Source organism: Paenibacillus sp. JSM ZJ436 (genome assembly GCF_044383795.1).
GTDB lineage: Bacteria > Bacillota > Bacilli > Paenibacillales > Paenibacillaceae > Paenibacillus_AQ > Paenibacillus_AQ algicola.
The window spans coordinates 327,584-351,000 of the sequence record NZ_JBISEO010000004.1 but is presented as its reverse complement, the minus strand read 5'-3'; the positions used below and the strand labels follow the sequence as shown (position 1 = coordinate 351,000).

The window sequence follows — 23,417 nt, the reverse complement described above, 5'->3', positions numbered from 1 at the left end:
CATACCATACTTTTGAGGACCTTGAGAAGGACATCCAGGCATATATTCATTTTTATAACTATGAACGATTACAAGCTAAATTAAACGGCCTTAGTCCAATGGAATTCAGATCTAAGGCCGCCTAATTAATTTTATTTATTTGTACTGTCTACTTGACGGGGTGCAGTTCACCTATTGGGACAGCCCTTTTCCAATTTAGATGTGGTTATCTACGGTGAAGACGGTGCTTCTTTCACGGTAACCTTATACGGTGCAGGAACGTAGGCTTCCGCCGTCGCCTCTGAAATCACCTGAGGATACATTTTGTCTGGATCCGGCGGAGTGACCGAGTAATACACCACCGCTTCCCAATCACTTACGAACTCTATAGAGGATACCATAAGGCCGTAACCAGGATGCGGCATATCGCTTTTCGTAATGACTACCTTGTTCACATTCTCGTCCACCTTGATTACATCGCTGGAGACCTGATCTCCTCCCTCACCAGGCGGAATTTCAACAGGCGGCTTCTCATTCGGAAAGCCATTCAGAAAGTCCCTTGCGGCATGGACCATTTGGGCGGCTTCCATACGCGTTAAGGTTTCCTTCGGCTGAAACTCATCCTTGTCATTCAGATCAGCCATGTTCGTAATGAGCAGAAATTGCACCGCGCCCCGGAATTCTTCGGAGATCTTTTCCTCATCGGCAACCTCTATATGGATCGCGATAATCGGATAATCACCGGTAGACTGTACAGCGGCATGAAGCAATCCGGCAAAGGTCTCCCGGTTGATTGGCTTATTCCACGCCATCTCGTTCGTGACCGGCAGCCCGTGCATCGCTGCAATGTTCACTGCTTCACTGAACCAGGCACCGTCCGGCACTGAGCTGAACGATTGACCGCTGAAATTCGGAAATACCTGAAGCTCTGTCGCATTCACGATCATTTGCACCGCTTGTGCGGCCGTAAGAGACTGGTTCGGAGCAAATCGGTCCTCTGAAATCCCATTAATCACTCCGGCGCGCTGCAGATCCTTCACAATGGCGAGCTGGCTGCTATCCTCCACATCGGAAAAAGCAAACGCAGAAGCTGACATACTGCCCACCAGAGCGGATGACATAAGTAACGCTGAGATCATCTTGGTTGATTTTTTCATAATATGCACCTCCTATACCTTACAGACGCCATTCGGCAGCCAGATGTTTCAGTTTATCGCGTTTTTGTTTCCCGGCTGCAGCTAAGACGGACTTGACTCATCCTGCCGATCCCCGTCCAAACCGAGCTTGATATACATTTCTCCCGAATAGCCTTGAAGCTTCTGCTCCAGAGCCTGCGCCTGATCCTTGAAGGCATTCAGCTCTCGAATCATCCGGGAACGGCCCGCCGGACTAAACGTATCATGAATTCGTTCTTTAAAATAATCATGGACAATATAATTGCGCTGTTTCCATACTTCTTTCAGCTGAACCGTCTCTTCCTCGGAAAAGGGAAAATAGTGCTGTATTTCCTGAACGAGCTGACCTAGCGAGCTACTTAGCTTACGCTGATACAGCTGCGTAAAATCTTCTTCCGAAGGCACCTGACCCTTGGACAGCTTGATGAGCATGAGCAAATTCGCCAGCTGCTGCTCCAGAGCCTGGGAATAATAGACCGCCAAACCGAAATAGGTTAACAGCTCTTTGGAGTGTTCGCTGTCCAGCAAACGTGTCTGATTCATAGAGTCCTCCTATACATCGCTGCTATTTCGTGTTTATCGTGTTCACCTTCTATGGTATAGGAAGATTCCCCCTCCTTCAATCACAAAAAAACCTAAACCCGTCCATTGGCCATGACAAGTTCAGGTTGTGAAGCTTTAGATGATGAAGTTAATTTGTGAATTAGGCGACACAGCACATCTCGCGGCATACCTCCACGCAGCGACGGCAAGCGGCTGCACAGTCCTGGCAATGCTGATGCGGATGCTTCTCACACTCTGCAGCGCAGGCTTCACAAATCTGGATCGTCAGGCTGCAAATGTTCGAGGCAAACGGGCTCATCCGGCTCATGGCATCCGCGGCAAACGAACAAATATCTGAACACTCCCGAGTCAGTTCAATACATTCACGCAGCATGGCAATATCATATTCCTTCAGGCAGGAAACATAGCAGACGTTGCTGGCATTCACGGCTTCAAAACAAGCCTCAATACAATCTTTATACTGTAATTCTTGACTCATGTATGTTTACCTCCCATGATAATGTCTGATGAAAATGTATTAAACGAAAATCCAAGCCGCTGAATCAAGTTGGCTCTGACAGTTTTTGCAGCTGCTGCTTCAATGCTGTACGATCAAACTGTTCCCCGATAAAGACCAGCACATCTCGCAGCTCCACCTCCTGTGGCAGCCGGGTGTAATCCGTCTCGCGGAAGGCATATTGGAACAGGTAACGGCTCGCCGTATCCTGAAACGTCAGGATGCCCTTGGCCCGGTATATATCACGCGGTAGCTCGCGAATCCATGCCTCGAATTTGCGGCTATCCAGCGGACCTTGAAGATGATGGGTATAGGACATGACATGAGCATGAGTGTCATGAGAAGCTGCTCCGGCTTTGAAGCTGCGCCCTGGTGTATTCAATATTTCATCATCCACCGCTCCCTCAGGTACAGCAGCACTTTGTTCTGAACGGCTAACCGCACTCAGCATCGGCTCCAGATCGACATGACATCGAACAGCCTCGAAGGCAGCTGCAGACCGGTTCCACTTCTCCACAATCTCTGTGACCTCTGACAATTCGTCCTGGCTTAGCCGGTCTGCCTTGTTCAGGATTAACACATTGGCGCAGCGAATTTGTTCCTGCATCAGCCGATAGGTTTTGGCCCGCTGCTCCCGGTGAAGGTGAAGAAGATGCGGAGTATCTACAACCGTAATCATCTGCTGAAGCTCAATATTTAAATAGAGGGAAGCCTCGGCGACACCGTCGAGGATCTCCATCGGATTCGCGGCTCCGGTCGCCTCCACCACGATGACATCCGGACGATCGCGCTGCAGCAGCATGCCGAGCTCCGCGGCAAAATCCGCCCGGATGGTACAGCACACACACCCGCTGAGCAGCTCAGAGGTAGGGACGTCTGCCCCGGCCGCCAGGCTGTCGATGTTCACCTCGCCAATCTCATTCATAACGACGGCAGGCTTTAGGCCCTCCTGCTTCCAATGCTGCAGCAGCCGAGTCAGCAGAGTCGTTTTACCGCTCCCTAGAAAACCTGATAATATGTATACAGGAGTCATCTTGTTTCGCATATTGTTCTCTTTCCTTTCCACACGTTCTGTTAGCGAGTGTACTATAAGTGAAAGACGAAGAGCAACCAAGGATTCATATTTTTAATGTTTGATTCAAGAAAGGAGTACATACCATGAACTCAGTAGAAGAACATCGTAAAGAGGCACCGGCCTCGGTCAGCTGTATGGTTATTACCGTCTCGGACACCCGTACATTAGAAACAGATCAGAGCGGTCGGTTGATATGTGAGCTCCTGGAGACTCAAGGTTATATCGTGGCTGGACGAACAATCGTAAAGGATGATTATGAACAAGTCCGCGAGCTGCTATATGACGCTTCCAGCCGTCTTGACATTGACGCCGTCTTGCTTACTGGCGGTACAGGTATCTCCGGAAGAGATACAACGTATGAAGCCGTGGCTTCCATGCTGAGTAAGGAGCTCGCCGGATTCGGGGAGGTTTTTCGTTTCCTCAGCTATCAGGAGATCGGTTCCGCAGCGATTTTGAGCCGCGCTGTGGGTGGGTCGATCGGGGACACGGCTATCTTCTCCATGCCGGGCTCGGTCAATGCCGTTAGACTCGCTATGGACAAGATTTTGCTGCCCGAGCTCAGACACGTTGTGCGAGAGCTGAAAAAGCCGGTATCATAAGCTCATAAGCTGAATACCCAAGCATATCTGCATTCCTGTATTTCTCACTTAACACAACAACGCTCCGGTGCATACCGGAGCGTTGTTGTGGTGTTATTATTTGTTATCATCCGACTCATTCATATGGTCCCCTGCGTGAAGCTCATTGGATTTCAACAGCTCGGACGCAATCCTTTTGATTTGTTCCTCATACTGGCCTTGATTCTCACCGGAAGACAAGTAGACGAAGGCTGAGGATTTCTCTTCGACAAGTACGGCGTCCAAGCCTTCACCGTCTTCTTCCACAGCTCCGCCATACAGCTCCTTCATCTGAGCCATACGTGTCTCTTCATCCGGATAAACGAACAGCTTGATCTGCTGATCCTCTGCATCCTTAATCAGATACTGATACTGGATGCTTCCATCCTGAGCTTCAGTAAACGATTCTTTCGTCAGCTCCATGCCTTCATCCTGAAAGCGCTCCTTCATGATCGTCAGGAACTTCCCATTCAATCCGCGTCCTTCTTGCGCTGCTTCCTGCGTTCCTTCCTCGAAGGCTTGTCCGTTATATTGCTCCACCTCGCGCTCAACAACGTCCTGGCTGCAGCCTGCAATTCCAAAGGCCAATAAACCTGCCGCTGCCGCTTTACCCCAAGATTTCATCATTTTAGGCATCCTCCTTCTATGACATCGAAACCACCGTTCTTCCGACGGCCTGACCCTGCAAAATCTGCCCCAGGGTGGCTGGCAGCTCTGCAAGACCTACTTCGCGAATTCCCTCAGCCAGCACACTTTCCGGCTTCCATGGTCCTGCCAGCAGAGACCAGACATCCTTTCTTACAGACATCGGGCAATAGACCGAGTCAATGCCGAGCAGTCGGATATTTCGAAGGATGAACGGATATACCGTACCGGGGAAATCGGTTCCTCCCGTCAAGCCGGATAATGCTGCAGAGCCTCCATACTTCAGCTGCTTCAAAATATCTGCCAGCCTCTCGCCGCCAACCGGATCAATAGCACCTGCCCATCGTTCAGCGGAAATCGGTCCTGGTTTCTCCGGGGGAAGCTCGTCTCTGGAGATGACCTGATGCGCTCCGAGAGCTTTCAGCCAGGCCTCCTCCTTCTCTTTTTTACCCGTGGATGCCACAATTTCATAACCAAGCCGCGATAGGATAGACACTGCGAAGCTGCCTACTCCCCCGGTTGCACCCGTCACTAGGACCGGACCATGCTCCGGCTTCAGTCCATTATGAATCAGAGCATGAACCGACAGTGCCGCAGTGAAGCCCGCCGTACCGATGCCCATAGCTTCCTTCGCTGACAAGCCGGCCGGCAGCTTCACCAGCCAATCGCCGTTCAGACGCGCATATTCGCTGAAGCCTCCTTCATGGCTGACTCCAAGGTCATAGCCTGTGCAAAGCACATGATCGCCTACTTCATATTCAGGATGACTGGACTGCACCACCGTCCCCGCCAAATCAATGCCTGGAATGAACGGATAGCGCCGCACAATTCTTCCATCTGGTATAGAAGCAAGGCCGTCTTTGTAATTGACGCTGCTGTAGGAAACCTGGATTGATACATCACCCTCCGGCAGCTGCTCCGGACCCAGCTGTGTCACGCCAGCCCGAAATCCTTGTTCATCCTTATTTACCACATACGCTTGAAAAGCTTCAGGTATCCCCATGTCTAATTCCTCCTGACCATTTGCTTTCATTTTTAATATACCCATTGTAGTACAGTTCTTCTCAAGATGGTAATTTAGATGTCATCACTGTATGACTTCGACTGAAAAAACACCCTCAAGTGCAAGCTGGATGCTGGTGCACTTAAGAGTGTTCTCAAATTTTAAGCATATCGTTGAGACTTTTGCAGTATGGCTTGCGCAACGGCCCACCATGTAATGCCAGCAATGAGGGTCAGGAGCAGCTTACGATCCCATGAATAGTCGTCTGGCAATTCTCCTCGAAAATAATAAATATTCAATAAAGGCACCAGGCTTCCTCTAGACAGGATTTGTGTGAAGCAATAGCCCATAATGACGAATAATGCCCACCCTATTTGACGCACAAGGACCATAGACAATAAACCCAATCCGCACATAAAAAAAGTCTGAACGGCAATTTGGATAAAATACGCTAGCAGCTGTTTGTAGTCGGCATACTGTACAATGAAATGAAACGAAATAAATACAATTATGATATATAGGATATAAAAGACAGTTGCTCTGTAAGCACCATAATAAAATCTAGACACAGGGTAGGTAAATAAGGTTTCACTCCCCTCCTCTTCTAAGATATTGTAAAAAATACAAATCGTCCACCAGACTCCCGCTGCAGGAATGATATATTCCATTGCCGGTAAATAATAGGCTTCATTATGGTGAGTTAACACAGCATATATCATAGTTACACAAAGGCAAAAAACAGGGATAACAGCGTTGAACCCTAAAGCCATCACGTCAAAACGAAATAATTTCATCATGTTCATGAGTTTGTTTGTTTTCCCATCAGATAAAGATACCCTTCTTCAAGCCCGGCGTTAACCTGGTAAGCCCCTTCCACAGGTTTGTCTGACAGAAACTTAATGATGAATTTTCCACCTTCAGACTCTGTTGAGATGACTTCAATATGTTCAGATTCACGATAATACGTCTCCTTGTCCAGTTCCTTCTTCCAAACTTTTCCTTGAGCTATAGCTGCAACATTATTAATTTCACCCGTTACGAGAAGCTTACCTTTATGAAGAACCGCGACCTCGTCACATACTGCGACAACATCCTCCACAATATGGGTGGAAATGATCACTATATTATCTTTAGACAATCCTCTTAATAACCTTCTAAACCGGATTCGTTCTTCAGGATCTAATCCTGCTGTCGGTTCATCGACAATTAATATTCGGGGATTTCCTAACAAAGCTTGAGCAATGCCTAATCTCCTGAGCATTCCTCCCGAGAGAGCACCGACCTTCTTGTGGAGCTGCTCTGTAAGATTGACATGCTCACTGATTTCTATTATTTTGCGCTTATAATCCTCAACCTGTTTAAGAATTGCAATATGCTGAAGCAGTTCCATAACCTTCACATTCTTGAACAATGAAAAATGCTGTGGCAAGTATCCGATCAATCTTTGAACCTCGCGTTTATTGCTCCATCTGATCTCATTGTATGACACTGTGCCTTCGCTACAGTCAATTAATGTAGCTAAAATTCGCATGAGTGTAGATTTACCGGCTCCGTTCGGCCCCAGAAGTCCAAACATGCCTGGCTTTATTTGAAGTGAAACATCTGATAATGCCTGATTATTTCCATACTGTTTAGAAATATGCTCAATAGATAACAGCATGCTCACACCTGCCCTTCTTCCATTTTATCCGCGATAAATTGTTTAATTTGTCCTTCGTTGGCTCCTTTTTCGATCATGACGAGCCATTGTCTAAAAAATGTTCTCATCTCTTCCCGATACTCTGAATTTTTCTCTATCCACAATTTAAATTCGGGGTCTATATATCCATAGTCAACAAATCGAGCCAGTGAGCTTTTCTCATCGATATTGTGCTGTAGATAATACCAATGTTCATAAGCCACAAGCATCAAATCCTCATTAGCTGCATTCATAGAGATTTCGGGTGAGCGCAGCAGGCTACTCGTGATTCCTGCCACATTTAAAGCTTCATAGTTTAGAATGTCATGATTTAGATGGCTCTGAGTCGATACAATCCAATAGTCTCCGAGATCCCATGTTGATTTAAATACTTTGGCTGCTTCAATGGGAAGGGGGAGAAAAAATATTTTTGTCAATTGTGGCTTTTGAATACCAAAATCATCTAAAATCTTAGGGCGAATCTGCTGTATAGCATCAATATAATTTCTTATGGACTCTTCTGCTTTATAATTGGATAACGAATCGAATACCGTCATTTGATCCATCCTTTGTGATTTGACCATTCCCGCGACGACGGTTATGCCGCTGCTCGTTTCCCCTTTCCAAATTCCTGGACTGCTCTGGGTCAAATTCGTAAAAATATGTTTATCACCTGAGTATCGCAGCTCATAGCTTATGGGAGTGTCAATCAAACTGCTTGGCACCTGCACTAATCGGTAGCCGTCTTGATTAATCATAGATGGGTAATAACCCGGAGACGGGAGCCAGTTAAAGTATGCAGGAAGTAAAACGGCCTGTTCATTCGCGTAAAAATAAGGAGAGCTTATCCCGCTATATGTTATACGCAGATGAACCGACTCCCCCTTCACAACATTCTTTGCAAGTATAATCTCTAATCTGTCTTGATTCCGGTGAAATTGAAGATTATTTCCTGTCTCGTCTTGTATATGTTCAATATGAAAATTATGGTATAGGCTAAAAGTAAGCTTATCTACATTCTTCCCCATCCGTAAATCTAAATCTGCTTGTACTTGCAATGACCTTTTTACATCCAGTTTCACTTGATACGATTGAACTTGGAATTCAATGGGCTCTTTAGCTTTCTGATCAACAACCATCTCGGAATAAAAATTTTTGTCATAAAGCTCTTTCGAATCCTTCTCGCTTAGTGTATGAATCACTTGGCTGGGCTGCAAAATGATATATTGATTGATAATAATCAAGGCCATGCAAACTATAGCACCTGCAATTGCACTCGGCATTTTGATCTCTTGTTTCATCTTTAATTTAAGAATCATCATGATTACAAGTAAGGCGAGCCACTGCAGCTTTATAAGCCAGCGGTTTAATTCTAATGGAAATCCGTATATGGGATCATATAACAGATGAATATCGGACTGGCCTAAATTGAGGATGGATAGTAATGGATATAGATTGATATTTAGAACAGCCATCAAATTCGTAAGGATTAAGGTATTCATCGGCCCCGCAAAAATATTGAACAGCAATAATCCCAGCAATGAGGCTTTGAACTTCCCACTCCCTCCCAGCAAACATCCTAGCCAGGCAGAGATCCAAAACGGCAGCACATAATAAAGCATGATGTATAATACGGTTTTGATATAAATCTCAAATGGAACTCCAAACCTATTGAAGAATAACAAAATGATAGACAGAGAAAGGAGAGCATAGCCCACAATCAGGAAAACAACACAGACAAATTTGGAAATGAATTTATGTAAGTATCCCATTGAGATCGTATTCACAAGTTCAGACATCTGGTTAGTGTTATCTTGACGGACCATGTAGAACCCGATGATCGAAAAATACAACATAAACAACATACCAATCTGCACGACTGCTGCACTGGAGGTTAATGCTCCCCCTGCGTCACCAGACACTAACCGAAACCACACAATGTACAGTAAACCTATGATTAATAGAATGAAAGAAATCCAGAAAAACCATCTACGCAGTAAAATCATTAGATCAAATTTTATACTGTTCATCACTTTGTTGACCATATCAAGTTTTCTCTCCTAGACTTACGTTTTATTTGCACCCTGTATACTACAATACCAAATTTTCAATATTATGGCATGCCATTTATGATAATTCTTTATTGTGTCTTTTGAGTCTAAGATGTAGAGAACAACTGGAAATAGCCTCCCCTTGTCGAATTGCATGTAAAGCTCCCGAGAAATGACGTCTTCTGCGCTTTCCCGAGAAATAATGATCTACATGCCGCTGCTTTAAAAGCCTTTACGCAAAAAAAAAGACCTGCCTCAGCAGGTCCCTCCTCATCTACCATTAATCCTCATCCTGTTGATCCTGTCCCAGCTCCTCCATATACTCCGCGATCAAGCGCTGCTTCAGCTCCCATACCTGCTCGCTTAAATTAATACGATAGATTTCGGGGTTCAGCTTGCGGAGATATTCTGGCCAGAACTGCTGCAGCTGTCCATTATGATGCTCACGGATCTCCTCCAGTGTCGGCAGCTCATACACGAGCTGGCCTTGGTCAAATATAGGCGTCAGCATCGGCACCGCCTGAAAGTCCCGGACATTCTTGCGCATGTAAGGATGTAGCGGATTAAACAGCTTCAGCTTGCCTCCCTCCGGCGGCATGCTCTCTTCAGGGAAGCAGATGTAATCTGCAATGGCTTTCCCGCTTCCTTTGGAGATAATTCGGTACACTTCCTTTTTGCCAGGGGTGGACACCTTCTCCGGATTGGCAGAAATTTTAATGGTGGCTTTCATGGCTCCATCTACTTCCCGCTCCACCAGTTTGTATACGCCGCCCAGAGCAGGCTGATCCGCTGCCGTTATCAGCTGGGTGCCTACGCCCCAAATATCAATCTTGGCACCTTGTGCCTTCAAATCCAGAATTGTATTCTCATCCAGATCATTGGAGGCGACAATCTTGACATAAGATAGGCCCGCATCATCCAGCATTTGACGCGCCTTGATGGATAGATACGCAAGATCTCCGCTGTCCAGGCGGATAGCGTTCATTCGTTTCCCTTGAGCCTCCAGCTTCTTCGCCGTCCGGATTGCGTTCGGCACACCGCTGGACAAAGTATCGTAGGTATCAACCAGCAGCGTCACCTGATCAGGCATAACCCGGGCAAAAATATCGAATGCCTCCTGCTCATTATGAAACGTCTGCACCCAGGAATGCGCGTGCGTGCCCTTCGTTGGAATGCCGAACTGCTCACCGGCCAGCATATTGGAGGTAGCATGAAATCCCGAAATATATGCAGCCCTGGCTCCCCATACGGCAGCATCTGCTTCCTGCGCACGGCGGGTTCCGAACTCCAGCAGGGTATCCCCGCTCGCAACCTGGCGGATCCGGGAAGCTTTAGTTGCAATCAGCGTCTGAAAATTCATAAAGTTCAAGATGGCTGTCTCCACCAGCTGCGTTTCCATAATGCGTCCCTCTACCCGGATTAAAGGCTCGTTGGCGAAGACCAGTGAGCCTTCCTTCATGGCGTGTATCGTTCCTTGAAACCGGAAATGACGCAGCTCCTCCAGAAAGGCAGGCTCGTACTGCTCCTCCTGCTTGGCTAAGTAAGCGATATCCTCTTCACTGAATTGCAATTGATTAATATAGTTAACAATTCGCTCCAGGCCGGCAAACACAGCATACCCGTTGCCGAAGGGAAGCTTGCGGAAATAAGCCTCGAATACGGCCCGAGTCTCGTGAGAGCCGTTAACCCAATGTGCGTACATCATATTGATCTGATATTTATCCGTATGCAAAGCCAGTCCAGCCTTCATGTGATGCTCCTCCTTCGTCCGCTGCCCGGTGCCTCGTTCAAGAGCCGGTCCCCGGGTTTTAGTTGCTGTTTATTACCCTCGCGCCCAGAGTTCCTTCAAAATGTGTTAAGGCCCAATCATGTCCTGCAGCATTAAAGCTGGCTACTGCATCCTTATATACCGTGATGTTATAGCCCAGATTGTAAGCATCCACAGCCGTGTGCAGCACACAAATGTCTGTACAGACACCGATCAGGCTGATTTCCCGAATGCCTCGCTCTCTCAGCTTGACATCCAGATCCGTTCCGCAAAAAGCACTGTATCGGCTCTTGTCCATCCAGTAAATCTGTTCCTTATTCTCTTTATATGCCGATTCCAGTGCACCAAAGAGATTTCTGCCTTCAGTCCCGCGAAGGTTATGCGGCGGAAACAGCTTGGCTTCAGGGTGGTAGGCTTCGTTCTCTTCATGCAAATCTACGGCCATGACGACAAAATCCTGCTGCTCCACATAGCGGCGGGTTAGCTCAGCCACGGTATGCTGGATCGCGACAGCTGCTTCTCCTACCGGGAGCTTGCCGTTTACGAAATCATGGGTAAAATCAATTACGATTAATGCCTTCATGTCTATACACACTCCTTATTCACCTTATTTCAAAGCACTTTGCTTCTGCGCAGGCTCGCTGCAAGATATAGCGATCCCTCAGCACGTTTCAGTTTCCCGAGATTAAGTGTACATGGATAGCAGTGGTGTATGGTCTGTGAATCGGTACAGCTGTGCCGGACGCTGGGAATACTGATTGGAGCTCACCGGCTTTCCGTCCTCATTCCGCACCTCCTCCAGAATTCCCTGGCGGCTGCGTGTGGATGTGATCTTACGGATAAAATTCGGCTCCTTAAATTCCGGCACGACCGTCTGAATGACCTGATACAGCTCGCTTAACGTAAACTCCTCCGGCAGGAACTGCTTGGCAATCGTCGTCTGCAGCATTTGCTGCTGAATTTGGCGGTAAGCATCCAGAATGATGCGTCGGTGGTCAAAGGCGAGCTCCAGCTCATCCAGAGCCTGGCTCACGGTGAAAAGTCCGACCTCTTCCGCATCATCCGCAGCCTGCCGGTGCTCCAGCATCCATTCCTCGACTAAGGCGTAAAAGGCATGGCTGATAATCCATCCGCGTGGATCCCGCCCAGGGTCACTATATACGCCAAGGTATTCCAGATGGCCGCCATCGACTCCGGTTTCTTCCTTAAGCTCTCGTGTTGCAGCATCATATATAGATTCGCTTTCCCGGCAGAATCCTCCAGGCAGCGCCCACATACCGGCACAAGGCCAGGATTTACGGCGGATCAGCATCACCTTGAGCTCACGAATCGGCAGGGTCTTGGTGACGGTCTTTCGCTCCCGCTTCGTCAGGGTAAACATTACAATATCGGCCGGTACGCCATCGGGAGTCCGGTAGCGCTTCGTAGTAGATTGAGATGGATCTGCATTTTGCGTCATGTGATCACCATTACTTTTAATTTGATAATATCATTATGACATACTAATCTGGACTGTCAAGCCCTTCCTGAGAATTCCTTGCTCCTTACGATACCCTTAGATATTACATTTCATGTTGTTAAGGAAAGACAGAGAAAAGGTGCGGACCCCAGGTCCGCACCTTTTCTAGCCGCAGCTGCTCGGTGGCGCTTCTTTACCTGTCTCGACATTTACCTTCTGCGAGACGGTATCATGAATGACTGACATCACGAGCTGCAGCAAATAGTTAATATCGCTTTGGCTCTGTTGAAACTCCGACACAACAGGAATAGCGTCAATTTCATCCTGAAGCTCATCAATTTCACGTTCGATTTTGGTTACCATGTCCTGGTTCTGGAAGGTTTCAAACGCCACGATTTCCTTCTGCTTCTTCTTGATCGTTTGAATCAGCTTCTGCACATGCTCATGACTGCGGATTTTCTCCTCCGCCTGCTGAAACATTTTGACTTCCTCACTTGTCGAAATGAGCTCTGCCAGCTCTTTCGTTTTCTTCATAATATCTTCCCGGATTACCAGGTCGCGGCTGTCGAAGGAAGCCATTCCGTATTTATTTACACGCTGTTCCTGAGTCACGTTCATCGCTCCAATTCATAGTATTATCAATCCACACTTGCACAACCTAAACCGCATCGCTTGCAGGAATGACAGGCTCCATCATCTCGCCCTTGATATACCAGGTCATTGGATCAGTGATACGAACATGCACCAAACTGCCAATCAGATCCTCGGTGCCTTCAAAATGGACCAGCTTATTGCTGCGCGTTCTCCCGGACAGCATATGATCCTTGTTCTTGCTGACCCCTTCAACCAGAACCTCCACAATGGCATCCTTCATCCGGTCATTGCTCTTGCGGCTGTATTCATGAATTGCATCGTTCAATAGCTGCAGACGCTGCTTCTTGACAGCCATCGGAACATTATCCTCCATAACCGCTGCAGGCGTTCCTTCCCGCGGAGAATAGATAAAGGTATAGGCGAAATCAAAGCCTACTTCACGGACCAGGGAGAGCGTCTCTTCGAACTGCTCATCACTTTCGCCCGGGAAGCCCACAATGATATCCGTAGTCAGAACAACGTCCGGAATGGCTCGCTTAATCTTACCGACCAGCTCCAGATAAACCTCCCGCGAATACTTGCGGCTCATCTTCTTCAGGATCTCACTGCTGCCGGATTGAACCGGGAGATGAATATGCTCCACCAGATTGCCCCGCTTCGCCAGCACCTCAATCAGATGATCGTCAAAGTCCCGCGGATGAGAGGTCGTAAAGCGCACTCGAGGTATATCAATTTTGCGGATTTCATCCATCAGGTCTCCGAAACCGTACTGAATATCCGTAAAATCCTTCCCGTAGGCGTTCACATTCTGGCCCAGCAGCGTAATTTCCTTAAAGCCCTGTCTGGCCAGCTCACGCACCTCGGCAATCACATCATCCGGCCGGCGGCTCCGTTCTTTACCACGGGTGTAAGGCACGATGCAATAGGTACAGAATTTGTCGCAGCCGTACATGATGTTAACCCAGCCGCGCAGACCTTCTCTTTTCTTGGGCAGATTCTCGACGATGTCGCCTTCCTTGGACCATACCTCCACAACGAGCTCTTTGCTGAGCAGAGCCTCCTGAATGAGGTGTGGCAGGCGATGAATATTATGTGTGCCGAAGACCAGATCCACAAAGCCATGCTTTTGCAAAATCCGCTTGACTACGCCTTCCTCCTGCGCCATACAGCCGCAGACACCCAGCAGCAGATCCGGCTTCTCCACCTTCAGATGCTTCATATGCCCCAGCTCACCGAACACCTTATCCTCCGCATTCTCGCGGATCGCACAGGTGTTGAGCAGAATAATATCTGCCTGCTTGCGGTCCTCTGTCGGCATATAGCCCATTTGCTCCAGAAGCCCCTTGATCGTCTCCGAATCGTGTTCGTTCATCTGACAGCCATACGTATATACCAAATAGTACTTGTCTTTGCCGATATGTTTAAACTCTTCAGGCACCTCTGTATTGTACAGTACCTGTACATCTTGTTTCCCGCGCTGCTTCTCTTGTCTATGATCAGGCTCCGATAGTATGTTAATCTCCCGGCCGCGAATGCGGATTCTTTTGCCGCGCTCATCCTCGGAGAGCACTTTCGCATCGGAAAAATCAAAATACTTGGAGTAATCCTTCTTCTCCTTGGACATTCAGCTGGTCACTCCTTAAATCCGTAAAAGTCCCTTAAACGACATTACTGCCAATAAAGGCATTGTCTCTGATTATATCATGATCTTCCCCATCCGGCTACTGCCGGGTCCTTATTCTTGAGCCCCTGACAAACATGCTGCGCCACAGCATCAGCTGCTTATTTACTCCACACGTTAACATGAAAAAGCCGCCCCGGCCTCAGCAAGCCCGAAGGCTTGCTCTAGGTCAAGGCGGCTGCATCGAAGGGAACCGCTAGTCGATGATTTCTGCTGTATCTCCAGTGGACGCACCGGCAGCATTGGCTTCATCGGTATCAATATGCATATCAAGTGCAAAGTCCGGGGATACGCGGGCCACTACATGTTCAAGAACGAGGCCCCGCTCTCCACCCAAGCGAACTTTGAGCAGATCTTTATCCTGTATCCCCCATTTTTCTGCATCTGAGGTGTGAAAATGAATGTGGCGCGCGGCCACGATGACTCCCTGCTCCAGGGTTACCTCACCGGCCGGACCTTTGATTGTAATCCCCGGCGTACCATCAATATAGCCAGATTCGCGAACAGGTGCCTTAACACCGATTGCGAAGGAATCGGTACGGGATATTTCGAGCTGGGATGCCTTGCGGGCAGGACCCAAAATACGAACCTTGTCAAATTGACCCTTGGTGCCGATCACAGCTACAGTTTCATTGGCTGCGAATTGACCCGGCTGCGAGAGCGGCTTGAATTCTGTCAGCTGATAGCCGGCTCCAAATAATGCTTCGATGTGCTCCTGACTCAAATGAATGTGGCGGGCGGAAACCCCCACCGGAACAGTTTTACTCATCTGTCTCACTCCTTGTTTTTCTCTATATGCTGTCATGCCAACGTCCATTATACTCTCTATTACCCAAAAATAAAAAGGCAGCACGGAAGCCGCACTGCCTGTACAAACAATTATCTGAATTCTGCCATTAAATGGTCAAATTGCTCCTCGGTTAACGCCAGGTCCTGTTGGGCCAGAGGCGTCTCTTTGAAGCCTTGAATCTGATTCTCATAGCTTTTGCGTGATTGGTCTTGATAGATCAGACCGGTCAGCAATCCACCCGTTTCCATCAGCTTCGTCATTGCCTGGATCCGGTTGCTCGGATCATAATCCGGGAAAGAGTCCAGATTGACAATATTCTCTTTAAACCACTCGTAGGTATTCACCTTGTTGAAGGTCACACATGGACTGAATACATTAATAATTGAGAAGCCTTCATGCTTGATGCCCTCTTCAATTAATGCCGTTAACTGCTTAATGTCACTGGAAAAGGATTGAGCCACAAACGTAGCGCCCGCCGACAAGGCCAGCTCCAGTGGCGACAAGGTCGTCTCGATCGAGCCGCTAGGCGTGCTCTTGGTCACGAAGCCCTCTGCACTGCGGGGAGAGGTTTGTCCCTTGGTCAGGCCATAAATCTGATTGTCCATTACGATATACGTGATGTTCATATTTCTGCGAATAGCATGAATGGTGTGACCCATCCCGATCGCAAAGCCGTCTCCGTCACCGCCGGAAGCGATAACCGTCAAGTCTCGGTTCGCGAGCTTGACTCCCTGCGCAATCGGGAGTGCACGGCCATGAATACCATGCAGGCCATAGGCATGAATGTAGCCCGAGATCCGTCCGGAGCAGCCAATGCCCGAAATTACCGCCAGCTCCTCCGGTGTTAATTCTGTGTTCGCTGCGGCCCGCTGGATCGCAGCCTGAATGGAGAAATCTCCGCAGCCAGGGCACCAGTTCGGCTTCACATTGTTACGAAATTCCTTAAAGGTTGCCATTATACCAGCTCCTTGCTTGCTGTGCAGATCTGCTTGCACTCATGATAAATAATGGATGGCAGGAACGGATTCCCGTCATATTTCAGTACGCTCTTGATCTTGTCTCCATGTCCGCAATGCAGCTTCACCAGGCCGGCAAGCTGTGCAGTGGCGTTGTTCTCCACCACGATAACCTGTCGGGCTTGTTCCACATAGGGCAGCACTTCCTCCACCGGGAACGGATGCAGCAGGCGTACCGTCAAATGATTGGTGCTGATGCCGTCCTTCTCCAGCAGCTCTCTGCCCTGGTCAATGGTACCTCCCGTCGAACCCATTCCAATAATGAGCAGGTCCGGTGTCTCATAAGGCGCATCTACCAGAACCGGATCTCTGACTTCAAGACCCGACAGCTTGCCAAGACGCTTATCCATCATGTTCTTTCGGTTGATCGCTGATTCGGACGGACGTCCGGTTTCGTCATGCTCGACTCCGGTCACGTGGTGAATGCCGTTCTTCTGTCCTGGCAGTACCCGTGGCGAAATTCCATTCTCAGTCAGCGCATAGCGCGGGAACAGCTCTTTCTCTTCCAGCTCCGGCGCCTGGGCTACTAGGCTTCCTCTATCGATCACAATCCGGCTGTAATCCAGCGGCTCACAGGACTGCTTGCCCAGCGACAGCTGCAGATCTGTTACCAGAATGACCGGCACCTGGTATTTCTCCGACAAATTAAAGGCCTCGATCGTATCATAAAAACACTCTTCAATAGAGCTTGGCGCGAGCACGATCTTCGGAATTTCACCGTGTGTTCCGTGAATCATAGCATTGATATCACTTTGCTCCTGCTTCGTCGGAAGGCCTGTACTCGGTCCGCCGCGCTGGGTATCTACAATAACTACTGGTGTCTCGGTCATGCCTGCAAGACCAATCCCTTCCATCATGAGCGAAAGGCCCGGGCCTGCGGACGCTGTCATCGTCCGGACGCCGGCGTAATTGGCACCGATCGCCATGGTCACCGCAGCAATTTCATCCTCGGTTTGAACGACTGTGCCTCCAAATTTAGGCAGCTGCTTGATCAAATATTCCATGATTTCAGAAGCCGGGGTAATCGGGTATGCGCTCATGAGACGGCAGCCTGCTGCTACCGCGCCAAGTCCAATGGCATCGTTGCCGATCATAAACAGCTTCTGCTTACCATCTGCTGGGAGCAGCTTAAATTCATCCAGCGGGCCTCCGGCCAGCTCCAGGACATAGTCTGAGCCTCGCTTCACAGCCTCCAGGTTCTTCTCTACGACAGACGGGCCCTTTCTGCCAAATTCCTCTTCCACCGCGCGGTTAAATACGTCTAACGGCAGTCCCAGAAGCGCCCACGACGCTCCGGAAGCTACCATGTTCTTCATCAGTGACGTTCCAAGCTCTTCAGCAATGGCCGTAATGGGTACAGAGAACAAGCGGATCTGGGTACCGTCCGGCACGGTCGGGTTGAACTTGGAATCTGCTACCACTACGCCGCCCGGACGCAGCTCATGCGCATTGAGGTCAATACTTTCCTGGTCAAAGGCCACGAGAATATCCAGATCATCCGAGATTGAGCGAATGGGATCCGTGCTGATTCTTATTTTATTATTCGTATGACCGCCTTTAATTCTGGACGAGAAATGACGGTAGCCGTAAAGATAATAGCCCAGACGATTCAAAGCTGTTGAGAAAATCCGATCTGTACTCTCGACACCTTCACCCTGCTGGCCGCCAATTTTCCACGATAACTGGTTAATCAAACAATTCCACTCCTTTTCCAATCCATGCATCATCTCAGCGTCGCAGCTGTTCTGCACTTGTTCTATTATAAGTTCTGAAGCGTCATATCACCATTGCTTTTTTTAATTACGATAAAGTTTATCGGTTTAATGTGAAAATGGCAAGAAATATTTTCTAGCTGTGTTCTGCTATCCATTTTGTGATGGAAGATGCTTCTCCAGGAAGGTCAGCGCGTTGCCAGAAATGAAGTCATTGACAAGCTCCTCCGGATAATGCCTCAGCAGCACGTTGATAAACTCCGGATAGCGAGACGCATTCTCCAGCCCACTTACCCACTCATCAATTCCGTCGAAATCCGACCCGAACATCAGGTGCTTTGCGCCTCCTAAGGAGCAGACATGCTCAATATGCGGAAGCAGATCCTCGGGAGTAACCACCTTGGCCTCATTCCGGATAAACCAGGGCACGAAGGTCAGTCCGATCAAGCCATCCATGGCGATTAACGCTTGAATTTGTTCATTACTCAGATTCCGCGGGTGGCTGCATACCGACATACAGTTGGAGTGAGAGGCAATCAGCGGACGCCGGCTCATCTCAGCCAGCTCCCAGAAGCCGGCAGGGGAAAGGTGAGACACATCCAGTAATATCCCTAGCTGCTGGCACAGCTCAACGAACTCCTGGCCTTTGCGTGTCAGTCCACCGCCCCGCGGTTCCATCACCCCGTCAGCAGCCCAGTTTGCATGGTTCCACGTCAAGCCCATAAACCGCACTCCGAGCTCATAGCACAGCTGCACATAAAACAAATTTCCCTCCAGCCCGTCCAGCCCTTCCAACGAAAGCATGCCAAAGCGCTGCCTGCCGCTTCTGATTTCTGCAATCTGTTCCTTCCACTTCAGCCACTCCAGAGGTCCTGCGGCCAGCTTATTCCGGAATATGTCCAGCTGAGCCAGAACGCGTTCAAAGCTGGGCCTGCCGAACCGCTCGGCTAAAAACACCGCAAACACCTGCAGAGCTACATCGCCCTGCTCCAACGTTTTGAAGGATACATCCAGCTCTTTAGCATCTGAAAAAGCCAATCCGGGCTTCTCCCACAGCTTGCTCAGTGCATCACAGTGAAAATCCACAACCTTTGTCATATGCGCCCCCCTTACAGCTTTTAATCATAGCAAAAAGCCTGTTTACCAAGTTCATGTAAACAGGCTCATCCTCTCAACATTCCGTCCCTTATCTTGGTTCGACGATCAATTTAATCGCGGTCCGGTCTTCTCCATCAATAACAATATCCGTGAAAGCAGGGATACAGATCAGATCCACCCCGCTCGGTGCTACAAATCCCCGGGCAATCGCTACGGCTTTAATGGCTTGATTCAGGGCTCCGGCTCCAATCGCCTGAAGCTCTGCACCTCCACGCTCACGAAGCACACCTGCAAGCGCTCCTGCAACTGAATTTGGATTGGATTTTGCTGAAACTTTTAATACTTCCATGGTAAGTACCTCCCCTGGGAATGTTGAGTGATGGTTTGCTTTCATGGCTTTCATGGCTTCATGGCTTATATAAAATAAAGTTTATTTTATATCCATGTTATTCGCGGATGTCCGAAAAATTCCTTCTTTTTGCCAGTTGCCCTTATTTACTCTTTAACCGCTGGAGAATATTTTAATCCATCTGCCATTCATCTTCGTAACGGCGGATTTTTTCAATTTTTATGGCACGGCCGGTTGCATCGTCAAGCTCTACGAACACACCATGAAGATGCCATTTCCCTTCATCCACCACAAAGCGTGCCGGAAGCTGTGTCTTGAATTTATACAGCACACTGTCCCGCTGCATTCCCAGCACACCTTCCTTGGAGCCAACCATGCCGGTGTCTGTAATATAAGCTGTTCCTTCCGGCAGGATTGTGTCGTCGTTGCTTTGCACATGCGTATGAGTTCCAACGACAATGGATGCCCGTCCATCCAGATGCCAGCCCATAGCAATTTTTTCCGAAGTCGCCTCGGCATGAAAATCCACCAGGATATGCTTGTGCTTCTGCTTCAGTTCATCCACAATCTCATCGGTAGTCCGAAACGGACATTCGATCGCCGGCAGAAAGGTCCTTCCCTGCACGTTGATGATCGCCAGCTCCTTGCCGTTCGCTTTAACGACCGTGTAGCCTCTACCTGGAGTGCCTGCCGGGAAGTTAGCAGGGCGAATCAAACGCGGCTCATCGTCAATAAATTCAAAAATGTCCCGGTTATCCCACGTATGGTTGCCCATCGTAATGCCATGCACGCCCCAATTGAAAAACTCATTCGCAATGGCTGAGGTAATCCCTCTGCCGGATGCTGCATTTTCACCGTTAACGATAATAATATGCGGATTGTACTTGGATTTCAGTGCCGGCAATGTCGCTCGAAGTGCTTTTCGTCCTGTGCTGCCTACAATGTCACCGATAAATAATACGTTGATGCCAATCACTCCTTGTGGGTTCATCTCTTACGTCTCAGCTCAGACATTTAAAAAAGTGGCCGAATTCCTCGGCCACTTCAGGGGTCCATTGCTTATTTAGCGTAATCCACCGCGCGCGTCTCTCGAATGACCGTAACCTTGATATGACCTGGATAATCCAGTTCATTCTCGATCTTCTTCGTGATGTCACGTGCCAGGCGGAATGCTTCCGCATCATCAATCTTCTCTGGTTGAACCATGACGCGAACCTCACGGCCCGCTTGAATCGCGTAGGACTTCTCCACGCCATCAAAGGATTCTGTAATCCCTTCAAGCTTCTCCAGCCGCTTGATGTACGTCTCCAGCGTTTCTCGTCTTGCGCCCGGTCTCGCTGCAGATAAAGCATCTGCTGCTCCGACGAGCATTGCAATCACGGATGTGGCTTCGCAATCACCGTGGTGAGATGCGATACTGTTGATGACCACCGGATGCTCCTTGTACTTCTTCGCGAGCTCGACACCGATTTCCACGTGTGATCCTTCCACCTCGTGATCCAGCGCCTTACCAATGTCATGTAGCAAGCCTGCCCGCTTCGCCAGAGTAATATCTTCTCCCAGCTCGCCAGCCATCAGGCCTGTGAGATACGCGACCTCCATGGAGTGCTTCAGCACGTTCTGGCCGTAGCTTGTACGGAATTTCAGGCGACCGAGAATTTTGATCAGATCTGGATGCAATCCGTGAACGCCAACCTCGAAGGTGGCCTGTTCCCCGTACTCCCGGATACGTTCATCCACTTCCTTCCGGGATTTCTCCACCATCTCTTCGATGCGGGCCGGATGGATACGTCCGTCCGCGACCAGCTTCTCCAAGGCGGTGCGAGCAATTTCGCGCCGGATCGGATCAAAGCCAGACAGAATCACGGCCTCTGGCGTATCATCAATAATAAGATCAATACCCGTCAGCGTTTCCAGTGCTCGAATATTTCGACCTTCACGACCGATAATTCGGCCCTTCATCTCTTCATTCGGCAGTGTGACTACAGAAACGGTTGTCTCTGCAACATGATCGGCAGCACAGCGCTGAATAGCCAGAGTAATAATTTCACGCGATTTCTTATCTGCTTCCTGCTTCGCTTGCTGCTCAATCTCTTTAATCATCTGTGCCGTTTCATGGCGAACTTCCTGTTCTACATTGCTAAGAATAATGCTGCGAGCATCCTCCATCGTCAGATTGGAGATCCGCTCCAGCTCTGTGACTTGATTCTTATAAATCAAATCAATCTGCTGTTGGGTTTCATCGATTCGTTTCTCTTTGTTCGCCACTTGCTCTTCTTTACGTTCCAAAGATTCTAATTTTTTATCCAGCGACTCTTCCTTTTGCAACAATCTCCGTTCCTGCCGCTGTATTTCATTGCGGCGCTCGCGGGTGTCTTTTTCAGCTTCGGCTCGAATCTTGTGCACTTCATCTTTCGCTTCGAGAACCGTTTCTTTCTTCAGCGCTTCCGCTTCCTTCTTCGCATCTTCGACGATCTGGACGGCGGCATGTTCCGCACTGGAAATTTTAGCTTCTGCAAGGGATTTGCGAATAAAATAACCGAACCCAAAGAATATAGCGGCTACCAAGAGAACGAGGATCCAGCCCCATACTGGCATCTGCATCTGTGTCACCTCCTCGTTGGTTCCTCCAAGGCATTCCTTGGGAATGTGCAGTTGTCAAAACACCTTAACTTCATTCATAAAATTGCGGCAGAAGCCTCTGCCGTCCACGCAGCACACGGACGTACCACCGTGCATAGCCTGCCTTGCGGCAGCATTGCACTTCACTATGAATTGGTTGAATATGAATCTTTCATAAAAGTCGCTTTTTGGGAAGGAAAAAGGCTTTATGAATGATAACGATTCACTATTTATTTTAGTATTTAGGAAAAGATATTGTCAAGGGAAAGCACAGGGAAACCTCCAGCTGCCCGAACGGCTGCTCAATGAAAGGACTCGTCCTCCAGTTCTTCATCCTGTCCTTCCTCCTGCACCAGCCGATTCACGGTCTTGCGCACCTGGTCGCCCGTGAAGCCCCGGCGCATCAGAAAGGCTCCAGTCTTCCGTTTGCGCTCAAAGATCTCCCCTTTACTCTGCTGCCACTTCTTTCGTCCGATGATATAGCAGCTCTCCAGCTCTGCTTCTTCATCCACTTCATCCAGGGCCTCCGTAATGATCTCGCTGTCAATGCCCTTTTGTCTTAACTCCTGCTTTACCCACATTTTGCCCTTCTTGTGACCGGATATCCGCTGCTCGGCCCACTGCTTTGCATACCAGGCATCATCAATGAGACCTTCCTGGCTTAGCCGCTGCAGTGATTTCTGAATGGCATCCTCGGTCATTCCTTTCTGCATCAGCCGCTGCTGAATCTCCTTCGCCGTTCTCGGCTTTCGTTCCAGAAATTTTAATGATTCCACATAGGCACGCTGTTCTTCGTCAGCCATTACGATGTCCAATAGCTCTGCTTTATGGAAGACAGCATCCTTCGTCATCACATACTTGATCATCACGTCCTCATGCACAGACATACTATACGGCCCAAACCATATAAGATAGCGATGTCTTGGCTTGCGAAGAGCTTCTACAGCTGTAATGATTAGGTCCTCTCCCTCTGGAAAATCCGATAAATCCGTTCCTTCCAGCTGTTGTTCCTGTTGATAACGATGCATGAGTCCTCTCCTTCCAG

Annotated in this window: 24 protein-coding genes; 2 read left to right on the top strand and 22 right to left on the bottom strand. The window is 48.7% G+C overall.

Annotated features, from left to right (window positions below):
- A partial coding sequence (locus ACH6EH_RS08110) for an IS3 family transposase (RefSeq protein WP_397331910.1) occupies positions 1 to 125 on the top strand: 125 nt, incomplete at its 5' end.
- An 84-nt stretch (positions 126 to 209) separates the two neighbouring features.
- Here the strand turns inward: ACH6EH_RS08110 and ACH6EH_RS08105 are convergent.
- The 4 genes from ACH6EH_RS08105 to ACH6EH_RS08090 all read right to left on the bottom strand — a co-directional run bounded on the left by ACH6EH_RS08105 (position 210) and on the right by ACH6EH_RS08090 (position 3,259).
- Positions 210 to 1,136 (bottom strand): S-layer homology domain-containing protein, encoded by a 927-nt coding sequence (locus tag ACH6EH_RS08105; protein ID WP_397331898.1) that lies wholly within the window; start codon positions 1,134 to 1,136, stop codon positions 210 to 212.
- A gap of 81 nt (positions 1,137 to 1,217) precedes the next feature.
- Positions 1,218 to 1,697: a hypothetical protein gene (locus ACH6EH_RS08100; protein WP_138226038.1), complete on the bottom strand. Its 480-nt coding sequence runs from the start codon at positions 1,695 to 1,697 to the stop codon at positions 1,218 to 1,220.
- Positions 1,698 to 1,857: 160 nt separating this feature from the next.
- Positions 1,858 to 2,196: a four-helix bundle copper-binding protein gene (locus ACH6EH_RS08095; RefSeq protein WP_397331897.1), complete on the bottom strand. Its 339-nt coding sequence runs from the start codon at positions 2,194 to 2,196 to the stop codon at positions 1,858 to 1,860.
- A gap of 64 nt (positions 2,197 to 2,260) precedes the next feature.
- Positions 2,261 to 3,259, bottom strand: a complete 999-nt coding sequence (locus ACH6EH_RS08090) for a CobW family GTP-binding protein (RefSeq protein ID WP_397331896.1) — start codon at positions 3,257 to 3,259, stop codon at positions 2,261 to 2,263.
- Between the two features lie 113 nt (positions 3,260 to 3,372).
- Here ACH6EH_RS08090 and ACH6EH_RS08085 point away from each other — a divergent pair, with 113 nt between their 5' ends.
- Positions 3,373 to 3,888, top strand: coding sequence for a MogA/MoaB family molybdenum cofactor biosynthesis protein (locus ACH6EH_RS08085; protein ID WP_397331895.1), 516 nt, complete (start codon positions 3,373 to 3,375; stop codon positions 3,886 to 3,888).
- Positions 3,889 to 3,984: 96 nt separating this feature from the next.
- Here the strand turns inward: ACH6EH_RS08085 and ACH6EH_RS08080 are convergent, their stop codons facing one another.
- From ACH6EH_RS08080 to ACH6EH_RS07995, 18 genes are all read right to left on the bottom strand, one after another.
- Positions 3,985 to 4,533 (bottom strand): hypothetical protein, encoded by a 549-nt coding sequence (locus ACH6EH_RS08080; protein WP_138226042.1) that lies wholly within the window; start codon positions 4,531 to 4,533, stop codon positions 3,985 to 3,987.
- Between the two features lie 16 nt (positions 4,534 to 4,549).
- Positions 4,550 to 5,554, bottom strand: a complete 1,005-nt coding sequence (locus tag ACH6EH_RS08075; RefSeq protein ID WP_397331893.1) for an acrylyl-CoA reductase family protein — start codon at positions 5,552 to 5,554, stop codon at positions 4,550 to 4,552.
- Positions 5,555 to 5,715: 161 nt separating this feature from the next.
- The gene (locus ACH6EH_RS08070) at positions 5,716 to 6,357 is read right to left on the bottom strand and encodes a hypothetical protein (RefSeq protein WP_397331892.1); all 642 of its coding nucleotides are present in this window, start codon (positions 6,355 to 6,357) and stop codon (positions 5,716 to 5,718) included.
- Entirely contained in the window at positions 6,354 to 7,214 is an 861-nt protein-coding gene (locus ACH6EH_RS08065; RefSeq protein ID WP_208203472.1) for an ABC transporter ATP-binding protein, read from the bottom strand. Before ACH6EH_RS08065 ends, ACH6EH_RS08070 begins: the two co-directional genes overlap by 4 nt.
- A 2-nt stretch (positions 7,215 to 7,216) precedes the next feature.
- The gene (locus tag ACH6EH_RS08060; RefSeq protein ID WP_397331891.1) at positions 7,217 to 9,277 is read right to left on the bottom strand and encodes a hypothetical protein; all 2,061 of its coding nucleotides are present in this window, start codon (positions 9,275 to 9,277) and stop codon (positions 7,217 to 7,219) included.
- 286 nt (positions 9,278 to 9,563) lie between these two features.
- Entirely contained in the window at positions 9,564 to 11,033 is a 1,470-nt protein-coding gene (locus ACH6EH_RS08055; RefSeq protein WP_138226045.1) for a nicotinate phosphoribosyltransferase, read from the bottom strand.
- A gap of 58 nt (positions 11,034 to 11,091) precedes the next feature.
- Positions 11,092 to 11,634 (bottom strand): cysteine hydrolase family protein, encoded by a 543-nt coding sequence (locus tag ACH6EH_RS08050; RefSeq protein ID WP_397331890.1) that lies wholly within the window; start codon positions 11,632 to 11,634, stop codon positions 11,092 to 11,094.
- 102 nt (positions 11,635 to 11,736) lie between these two features.
- Positions 11,737 to 12,510, bottom strand: coding sequence for an NUDIX hydrolase (locus ACH6EH_RS08045; protein ID WP_138226047.1), 774 nt, complete (start codon positions 12,508 to 12,510; stop codon positions 11,737 to 11,739).
- Between the two features lie 165 nt (positions 12,511 to 12,675).
- A complete protein-coding gene (locus ACH6EH_RS08040; RefSeq protein ID WP_138227777.1) occupies positions 12,676 to 13,089 on the bottom strand; it encodes a YlbF/YmcA family competence regulator in 414 nt (137 codons plus the stop codon).
- A gap of 79 nt (positions 13,090 to 13,168) precedes the next feature.
- On the bottom strand, positions 13,169 to 14,728 hold the full coding sequence (gene miaB / locus ACH6EH_RS08035; protein ID WP_138226048.1) for a tRNA (N6-isopentenyl adenosine(37)-C2)-methylthiotransferase MiaB: 1,560 nt from the start codon (positions 14,726 to 14,728) through the stop codon (positions 13,169 to 13,171).
- A gap of 253 nt (positions 14,729 to 14,981) precedes the next feature.
- Positions 14,982 to 15,554 (bottom strand): phosphate propanoyltransferase, encoded by a 573-nt coding sequence (gene pduL, locus ACH6EH_RS08030; RefSeq protein WP_138226049.1) that lies wholly within the window; start codon positions 15,552 to 15,554, stop codon positions 14,982 to 14,984.
- 110 nt (positions 15,555 to 15,664) lie between these two features.
- Positions 15,665 to 16,531: a 2-oxoacid:ferredoxin oxidoreductase subunit beta gene (locus ACH6EH_RS08025; RefSeq protein ID WP_397331888.1), complete on the bottom strand. Its 867-nt coding sequence runs from the start codon at positions 16,529 to 16,531 to the stop codon at positions 15,665 to 15,667.
- Positions 16,531 to 18,285 carry a 2-oxoacid:acceptor oxidoreductase subunit alpha gene (locus ACH6EH_RS08020; protein ID WP_397331886.1) on the bottom strand — a complete coding sequence of 585 codons (1,755 nt, stop codon included), beginning with the start codon at positions 18,283 to 18,285 and terminating at the stop codon, positions 16,531 to 16,533. Before ACH6EH_RS08020 ends, ACH6EH_RS08025 begins: the two co-directional genes overlap by 1 nt.
- Positions 18,286 to 18,453: 168 nt before the next feature.
- A complete protein-coding gene (locus ACH6EH_RS08015; RefSeq protein WP_397331885.1) occupies positions 18,454 to 19,401 on the bottom strand; it encodes a dipeptidase in 948 nt (315 codons plus the stop codon).
- Positions 19,402 to 19,489: 88 nt separating this feature from the next.
- A complete protein-coding gene (locus ACH6EH_RS08010; protein WP_006211249.1) occupies positions 19,490 to 19,750 on the bottom strand; it encodes a stage V sporulation protein S in 261 nt (86 codons plus the stop codon).
- A 172-nt stretch (positions 19,751 to 19,922) separates the two neighbouring features.
- The gene (locus ACH6EH_RS08005) at positions 19,923 to 20,741 is read right to left on the bottom strand and encodes a TIGR00282 family metallophosphoesterase (protein WP_397331883.1); all 819 of its coding nucleotides are present in this window, start codon (positions 20,739 to 20,741) and stop codon (positions 19,923 to 19,925) included.
- 68 nt (positions 20,742 to 20,809) lie between these two features.
- Positions 20,810 to 22,348, bottom strand: a complete 1,539-nt coding sequence (gene rny, locus ACH6EH_RS08000) for a ribonuclease Y (RefSeq protein ID WP_138227779.1) — start codon at positions 22,346 to 22,348, stop codon at positions 20,810 to 20,812.
- 326 nt (positions 22,349 to 22,674) lie between these two features.
- A complete protein-coding gene (locus tag ACH6EH_RS07995; protein WP_397331882.1) occupies positions 22,675 to 23,400 on the bottom strand; it encodes a regulatory protein RecX in 726 nt (241 codons plus the stop codon).
- Between the last annotated feature and the right edge of the window lie 17 nt (positions 23,401 to 23,417).